Below are 8,715 nucleotides of genomic sequence, written 5' to 3'. Positions count from 1 at the left end.
ACGTGAAGTAGAGGAGTTGCGCGACCTTGGCAATGCCTGCCGAGGCGTCCGGACCGCAGCGCGCGTCGCCGTCGTACTCGACGTTCGGCGCGCGGTTCGTGTCGGCGAAGAGACGCTGGTCGTGCGTCTGCAGGATGAAGCGGACGGTGACCTTGCGCCCCTTGAACGCGTCGGGGATGTCGAGCTTGATCGGCGTCCAGTCCATCCGCGTCTCGTAGACCCCGAGGGTCACGGGGGCGATGCCGAGGGCGCTCGCGTTCTGCTCGAAGGCGTCCGCCGCGCGCTCGCCGAGGCCCTCGAAGACCGTGCCCGAGGTGAGGCCGATCGTGAGCTCGCTCACGCGGGGTCGCAGCGCGGGGCCCGGCTCGTCGTCCGAGAACCAGGGCTGGATGTCGACGATGCCGCGCGCGGACGTGTTGACCAGCGTGGCCGAGGGGTCGCGCCAAGTGAAGTGCGCCCAGGACCAGAACGAAAGCTCGAGCTTCCCGGGGGACTGGCGGGGGATGGACCGGAGATCGAGGTCGAAGGCGAGGGCGTACTGGTGCTGGTGGTCCAGGGCCGACAGGACCATGCCCCGGTAGAGGGCTCGGTCCGACGCAATCTCGGTCGTCGTATAGCAGGCCCCCGGCCCATCCACGAGGCCGACCCGCGGACAGAGGGATCCCCGGCCCGTGGCGTTGTTCAGGCCCGTGTATCCGAACGTCGGCGACACGTACCACGCGCCCGTGCCGGAGACGGCGCCGCCGTTCAGCTCGGAGGTGAAGTTGAAGGGGAGGCTCGGCTCGTACGACTTGTTCGACCAGCCGTACGTCTGCCAGCCATCCTGGCTGCGGATGTCCTCGACCGCGAAGCTCTCGGCCCGGACGACGGGCTCGAAACGCTCGAAGAGGAGCGGCGGCGGCGTCATGCGGATGAAGGCGGGCAGGGTCGCGCGGTACACGAGGCCCGTCGCGTCGCTCACGAACTCGGCCGTGAGCCTGTACATGCCCTCCTGGTCGACGCCGATCGTCCAGTCGAACTTGCGCTCCGCCGGCGCGACGTCCGCGCCGATCGCGGTCAGCGTCTTCGTGTAGGGGATGTCGGCCGGGAAGAGGCGCGCCGCGTTGATCGGGATGGTGCCGCCGATCGGGACGTGGGTCTCGCGGTCGATCGGGGTCGCGTTCAGGAACACCGTTCCGGTGATGTTCGTGTTGCCGTGGTTCGCGACGGTCACGGCGAGGCCGCGCTTCGGCTGCCCGATGTCCGTCTGGATCGCGTCCTTCGGGATCGTGAGCCCGACGCGGAAGTCCTCGACGGCGACGACGCGGAACACCGCGACCGCGCGGTTGTTGTCCGCGACGGTGTCCTCGGTCGTCCGAAGCGTCGTCAGGTTCAGGGGGTCGCCCGCGATCTCCGCCGTGACGTTCAGGGCGTACCAGCCGACGCGGTCGGGTCGAAAGAGCTTCGTCGCGACGATCTTGCGGTCCGTCTGCTCGCGCAGCTCCGCGATCGCGAAGCGCTCCGACCACACGACGCCGCGGCCGCGCTCGTCGATCTCGAACGTGACCGAGACGTTCCGCATCGTCCGGTTGCCGAAGTTCGCGATCACGGCCGCGGGGTGGAACTCCGTGCCGGGCGCGATGACGTCGCCGTGGGCCGGCGCCACCACGTCGCGCACGCCGACGTCGTGGCGGGGCACGAGCGCGGTCACCTGGACCGTGTCGATGAACCAGCCGCCCGTCGTGGGCGCGGGGTGCTCGCCGTGCATGCGGAACCCGATCTGGATGCGGGAGCCGATGAAACGGTTGAGCGTGAACTGGGACTTGACGAGGCCGCCGCTTTGCCCCACGAACGCCTCGGTGCCGCGCTGGTATTCGGGGTTGCCGAACTCGGCCGAGATGTTGGTGTATCCGTTGTACGTGTCGATGCGCTCCCTGTGGAGCGCGTCGTTCATGATGGCCGTGATGGTGACCTCGGATCCGAGGTCGGGGTCCGTGAGGGGATTGTACGAGGTCCCGAAGAAGATCCCGGAGTCCCTCAGGCGGGGTTGGCAGTCGCCGATCTGGGGGCCGACCCAGGCGCAGTAGAGGCGGCGGTCGAACACCGTCGACGGGTCGCACGCGTGCTGGTACGTCGTGATGACCTGGCGGGCGCGGCGCTTCTGCGGGTCGGGTTGGTCGCCGATCAGGTTCTCGACGATGTCCGCGGTCCGGGCCGCGGTGTCCGCGCCGGACTGGCTCGTGGGCGCGCAGAAGGGGTTGCCGTTGCGGAACGCCGAGGCGTCGCGGCTCGGCTCGAAGATGAGGTCGCCGCCGAGATGCTCCCAATCGGACCAGACGCCGTCGACCTCGTAGCGGACCTCGAGGTAGCCGCCGTCGCGGGGCTCGAACGCGTAGGCGTGCCAGAACGTGAGGTTCACGAGGCCCGCGCCGTAGCGCTCCTGCGTGAGGGGAAGGTCGCTCGGCTCGAGAAGCACGACGGCGCGCAGGAAGTCGAGGATGCCGACCTCGCCGCGCTGGTTCGTGACCTTGCCGATGACGTCGGCCGTGGCTTCGAGGAGGGCCGCGAGACCCGTGGCCGTGCGCGCCTCGTCCGTGTCGCGGCTCGCTCCGCTCACGTAGCGGAGATCGATGACGGGCGTCTCGATGCGGTTCGCGATGCCGCCCGGATACGACATGCGACCGGGCTTGAGGAGGCCGAGGGAATGCGATCCGTCGCGCACCACGATGGGCGTGCGGTCCGGCGCGTACTCCGCGGCGGGGTCGCGCTCGCCGATGACCCACGCGTTGTCGGGGGCCTCGCGCTTGAACTTGCGCTCCTTCCAGCCCCGTTCGGCGAGGGACGCGCGCCCTTCGAAGTTCTCGAAGAACAGGAGCTCCTCCTGGCCTTCGCGGGTCTCGAGCGCGAGACGCGTCGCGTCGTCGAGCGCGGAGCCGGCCTGGCCGGCCTTGCGGCCGGGATAGCCGAGGGGGTCCCGCGCGGCGTCGTTCACCTGGCCCGCGGGGTCCGGACCCGCGGCGGACACGAAGCCGGAGACGGGCGTCCCGAGCATGAGCGCGACGAAGAGGAAGGCGGAAGCGCGGCGACGGTCCATCACGACCACCTCCGGCGAAGGGCGAGGACGGCGGCGACGCCGAGGGCCGCGAGCAGGACGGGCAGGCCCGCGAGCGGGACGGAGCGCGCCTGGGCGAACACGCCGCCGTCGCCGTCGCCGCCCGTGCCGGCGTTCGAGGCGAGGACGGCGGGGCCGACGTTCTCGCCCGTGAACGGGAAGCGCGCGAGGTGGGTCCCGTCGCTCGCCTCGAAGCGGTAGGTGTTGAGGCCGGTCGAGAGGCGGGTCTCGACGATGGAGGTGGTGTGCACGTAGGTCACGCCCGTGGCGAAGTTCCGGTCGGCGGCGTTCTGCCTCTTCATGTCGAAGACCTGTCCATTGATCCACACCCGCACGAAGGCCGGCGGGTCGTTGTCCGCATCCCGATACATGACGGTGAAGGTGAACGTGCGACCGGCGGGACCGGAGGCGGGATCGACCTCGCCCGCGAGGACCTCGGGGCGCGTGGTCGCGCGGCCCGCGACGGGCACGCTCGGCGGTCCGCGGTTCTGGGCCGCGTCGATCGCGACGACCTCGTACGTGTACGACTGGCCGGGGACGACCGTGTCGTCGAGGAAGCGCGTCGTGAGCGTGAAGCCGATGAGCGTCGAGGGAAGACCCGCCTCGGCGCGGTACACGGCGTAGCGGTCCACGCGCACGTTGTCGAGCGCGCGCGTCCAGGTGAGGTTCACGACGCCCGTTCCGTCGTCCCGGGCGACCACGTCGCTCACGCCGGAGGGCGGCGTGACGTCGGCGAGGGTCGTGAAGTTCCCGAAGGTCGTCGCCGTGTTGCCGAGGACGTCGGTGACGTCGATGCGAACGACGTAGGCCGTGCTCGGCGCGAGCCCCGAGACGGGGACGCGGTGCGACGTGAGGAGGCGCTGGCCTTCGACGGGCTCGCGGTAGCCCGGATCCGCCGCGCGCTTGACCGAGACCGCGGTGGTCGCGGGCTCGTTCGTCGCGAAGGCGACGGTGAGGGTCTCGAAGGAGATGCCCTGGAACGCGAGCCCTTCGACCGCGGGCGGACGGGTGTCGAGCACGACCGAATCGCGCAGGCTCACGACGTTGCCCGCGCGGTCGACGGCGCGGACCTCGACGAGCTTCTCGGCGTCCCCGGGAGCAAGCGTCCACGGGACGTAGATCACGCCGTCGCGGAGGCGGTCGCCCGCGATCGTGACGGGCGTGACGCCCGACGAGGTGATGACGAGGGCGTCGAGGCCGCTCGGGCCGTCCTGGGCCCGGATCTCGAGCGTGATGTTGCGGTCCGAGATCGACGCGACGCCGTCGTTGATCACGAGGCGTCCCGTCGGGGCCGTGCGGTCGATCTGGAACGAGACGCTCCGGACCGGCTCCATGTTGCCCTGCGCGTCCACGCTGTAGTAGAACACGTTGTACCGGCCCTCGTCGGTGAATCGGAGCGCCCGGTCGACCGCCTTGAACTCTGTTGAACGGTTGACCGGCGACCAGTAGGTCGTCCGGACGGGACTCACGGCGTCCTCCGGCGTGAGGAGGACGTCCACGATGCTGCGGTACCAGCTCCCCACGTGGGGCCCGACGAGGGTCGCCCGCGTCGTCGGAGGCGTGTTGTCGATCGCGAAGGCGGCCGAGTTCGCGCAGATGGGGGCGCCCTTGTTGAGCGTGCCCTCGCCGCAGACCCGCACGTAGGCGCGCCGCGCGTCGGGGATGACGCGGCCCGTGACGTCGCGGTCCTGGAACTCGAAGGTGCGGATGTGGAGCGCGTTGCCCGATTCGGCCTCCGAGAAGGGACCGGCGATCCCGAGGTAGTACGGATCGTGGGTGCGCTCGTTCAGGATGAGCGTGAAGTTGTAGCTCACCGCGTCCTTGCGCTTGCCGACCGGGACCTTGACCGCGTCGGCGGCCCAGCCGATGCGCAGGGTCTTCGTCCACGTCGATTCGGGCTCGGGCGAGGTGACGACGAGCGCGAGGACGGCCTCGGTCGTGAAGAGGAAGGGACCGAGGACGCCGCGGTTGCCGACCTCGTCGGTCGCGACGATGCGGTAGCCGTACGTCGTGTTCTGCTCGAGGTTCGTGACGTTCGCGCGCTCGATGCGCGTGATGCCCTCTTCGCGGGAAGGCGTGACGGCGTTCGGGAAGACGCCCCGCTCGGTCTCCGCGAGGGTGCCCCATTCGAGGACGCCCGTGGCGTTCTCGTTGAAGGCCCATTCGAGGTCGACCCGCGAGGCCGAGACCTCCACGCGCGGCGTCGCGAGCAGCACCGGGGGCGTGATGTCGAGCGGGAGCGGCGGGTGCGGCTCGCGCGTGACGTTGCCGTAGGGCGTGCGGAAGACCGTCTTGTTCGTGAGGTTCCCGAAGGCCTCGCCTTCGAGGTTGCCGGCGTCGTCCACCGTGAGGACGAGGAGGTGGACGAGGTTGCCCTCGGCGAGCATCGCGGGCTCGATGAGGCCGTAGCCCGGCGAGGCGAGGACCTTTCCGGCGAAGGTCGCGCGGTAGAACTTGCCGTCGGACGAGGCCGGGGTCACGAACGGGCGCGGAAGCGGCGTCCAGTTTCCGGGCTCCTCGCCGGGCTTCGAGACGTTGAAGAGGACGTGCGAGAAGCGCGGCGTCTCCCAGGCGCCGAAGTGCGGGTCCGGGAGGTGGAGGATCTCGACGGTGTGCGTCGTGTCGTTGCCGATGCGGGTGCGCCCGTAGGGCAGGTTCACGACGCTCGACTGGCCGGGGAGCGTGTCGATGCGGGTCTCGACCGTGGGGCTCGCGGGGGACTGCACGTTGCCTGCGTTGTCGATCGCCGTGACGTTGAACGCGTAGCTGCGCTCGTGGAAGGCCGCGACGCGCAGGAAGGCGCTCGCCTCCTGACCCTTGCCGATGCAGTGCTGCGGGCAGCGGAGCATGAACCGCGTCTGGACCGGGTCGGTCTTGCCGTCGCGCTCGACCATGTCGACGATCCAGACGCGCATCGGGGCGCCGCACGCGCGCGCCTCGCACTGGAGCGACTGGTCCGCGGTGAGCGTGACGTTCAGGACGGCCACGGTCGACTTGAAGAGCTCGCGGCTTTCCAGGGTGTCCGGCCGCTGCTTCGCGACGAGGAAGCGCTGGTACTGGGCCGCGATCCGTCCGTTGATCAGGAGCTCGGGGTCGCCCGCCACGTAGTCTCCGCGCAAGAGGCCGCGCTGGATGCCCTCGAGCTCGGCGTCGCTCAGGAGAGGCCCGTTCCGGATGTTCGTCCACGCGGGCACGTTCTCGACCGCCGCGACCGGGGGCGCGGTGTCGGCCCAGATGCCCCGCTCGATGAGCCCGCTGCGGAAGACGCCCGCGCGCGCCTCGGCGTCGTGGCCGTTGTCGGTGAGGAAGAGCCGGAGCCGGTATTGGCCGGCGGGGGCGCCGAGCGGCATGACGACGCTCAGGCGGATCTCGTCCGTGCCGGAGGTCGCGCCGAAGTTCGGCGGCGACCCGAAGTTCGCGCTCGGGCACGCGAGGTTGAGCTTGCCGCTCGAGACGACGCGGTTCCGGGCGCACGTCGCCGCCGCGGCCTCCGTGAGGTTGGTCACGCGGCCGTCGGGCCAGACGATCTCGCCCTGGGCCGCGGCGGGCTCGGTGACGTTCGCCCGGATGTGGATCGTGCGGCCCGCCTCGGTCGGCGCGTTCGGGTTGAAGTCGCCCACCCAGGTCGAGGGCCTGAGCCGCGGGACGTTGTCCACGGTCAGGCGCTTCGCGTAGACGCCGGGCCAGTGACCGTAGTTGTCGTTCGCGAGGTTGTTGAGGGTGGCCTCCGCGTAGTAGGGGCTGCGGACGCGCTCGCCCGTGGCCTTCTCGAGGTCGCGCTGGTACGTCGCGTCGCGGCGGAGGGCGGTGAGGATCTGGAGCTGGTACGAGCCGTCCGGCACGACCGGGAGGCCCGAGGGTGTGAAGGCGGCCGTGTTCCAGAGCACGAAGTAGCGGTACTGCGGGTACGTGGTCGTCGAGGCGAGCGTCTCGCAGCGGACCACGAGGGCGTCGGGGCCGCGGACGCAGTTCTTGACGCCGGTCACGGGCCCGAGGATCGAGGCTGAGACGGGCGTCAGGAGGTCGGTCGCGTTGAACCACGCGATCGGGACGCGCGGCTTCTCGCGGCAGGGCGTCTCGACGCAGAGGAGGACCCGGATCGCGCCGACCGCGCGGTGGTCCGCGCCCGTTGCGGCGAACGGGTCGCCGTGGTCGCCCGGCTCGACGGGACCCTTGGCCTGCGAGGCGCGGACCGCGCGGTCGAGCGCCTCGGCGACGAGCGCGCGCGCCGCGTCGGGCGCGCCGCCCGCGGCGAGGATGGCGGCCTCGACGAACGCATCGCGCAGGTCGTTCGCGCTCGCGTGGAGGCGCGGGTCCTGGAGCGCGACGGCGCGCAGCGCCTCGCCGACCACCGCGAGCTCGTAGGGGCCGAGCGAGTTCTCGAAGTTGAACGGATCGACGCCGACGGAAGCGCTGACGCCCGCGTATTGCTTGACGTAGCTGCAGTGGAAGGGCGAGGCGTGGGACGTGGGCTCCTTCTGGTTCGTGAGGACCTGGTGGGCCTGGCACCCGTGGCGGTAGCTCTCGTCGTAGAGGAGGAAGTCCACGAGCGCGAGCGTGTTCACGGCGATGCTCTGCGTGCCGTGGCTCGCCTGGAAGCCGAGGCGCGCGAGGCCCGCGCCCACGAGCGGCTTCGTCGCGTCCGTGAGCGGCGTCGGAGGCACGGTCACGGGGTTGAGGGACACGTCGTACGCGGCCGGCGCGAGGAGCACGGCCCGGATCGCCGCGAACTCGGGGACGGAGGTGAGGAGCAGCGTCGGACCCATGTGGTCGCGGCCGTTCACGCGGATCCGGTCCAGGCCGGTGCAGACCTCGTTCGTGCTCGCCTTCTGGCACGCCACGAGGTATTCCGACGTACCCACGCCCGTCGAGTTCGTGAGGAGGCGGTGGAGCTGCGCGTTCGCGGCGGCGTCCACGTTGTCGTAGCCGCGGCCGCCGCGCGTCGTGATCGCGAGGTCGCCCTTCCACTGGTTCGTGTTCGTGTTGCTCAGGGTCTTGAGCGTCTGGCACCAGAGCGCGTCGTTCCTGGGACCGGGGGTCCGCGTCGAGGTCTGGTCGTAGCGCTCGTCGCAGGGGGCGCGCTGCATGCGGCTCGCGGCGAGGCTTTCGAGACCCTTGATCGGGATCGTCTCGTAGAGATCGACGTCGAGGCCATCGTTGAAGAAGTAGGCGCGCGTGTCGATCGATTGCGCGTTCTCCTGCGGGGGCTGGGACGGCGGGACGGGGTTCGGGAGGCGCTCCGCCCAACCGAAGGCCGCGCCGAGCGATCGGAAGTGGTCGCGGCCGCGCGCATCGTAGAAGATGGCGGTGTCGGCGGCCGCGGAGCCCACGAAGCTCAGCGTCGACCCGAGCGACATGTCGAGGCCCGTGTAGGTGTCGTGACCGCCCGCCTCGATGAAAAGACCGAGGCCACCGAATGTGGCGAAGCCGAGGGCGAGGCTGCGGCGCTCCTCGATGGGGAGCGCGCCGCCCAGGTCGCGCACGTTGAGATCGTGGCCCGCCGTGGCGTCGTAGAGGTCGTTGCCGCCTTCGTCGTAGAAGAGGCCGACGCCGAGCCCTTCGGCCGCGCCGAGGCCGCGCTGGCCGAGAAGGTACGTGTCGGAGGAGGGACCGATGTCGTAGAG

The 8,715-nt window shown here is 70.7% G+C and carries 2 protein-coding genes; both read right to left on the bottom strand.

Features of this window, described 5'->3' with window-relative positions:
• On the bottom strand, window positions 1-3,073 hold a 3,073-nt coding region (locus VM889_09955), incomplete at its 3' end, for a hypothetical protein (GenBank protein ID HVL48869.1).
• Window positions 3,073-8,715 (bottom strand): hypothetical protein (locus tag VM889_09950; protein ID HVL48868.1); only part of this gene is annotated, 5,643 nt, incomplete at its 5' end. The genes VM889_09955 and VM889_09950, both read right to left, overlap by 1 nt.

Source organism: Candidatus Thermoplasmatota archaeon (assembly GCA_035540375.1).
Classification (GTDB): domain Archaea; phylum Thermoplasmatota; class SW-10-69-26; order JACQPN01; family JAJPHT01; genus DATLGO01.
The sequence above is the reverse complement of the archived record's forward strand: the minus strand, read 5'-3'. Positions and strand labels throughout refer to the sequence as shown.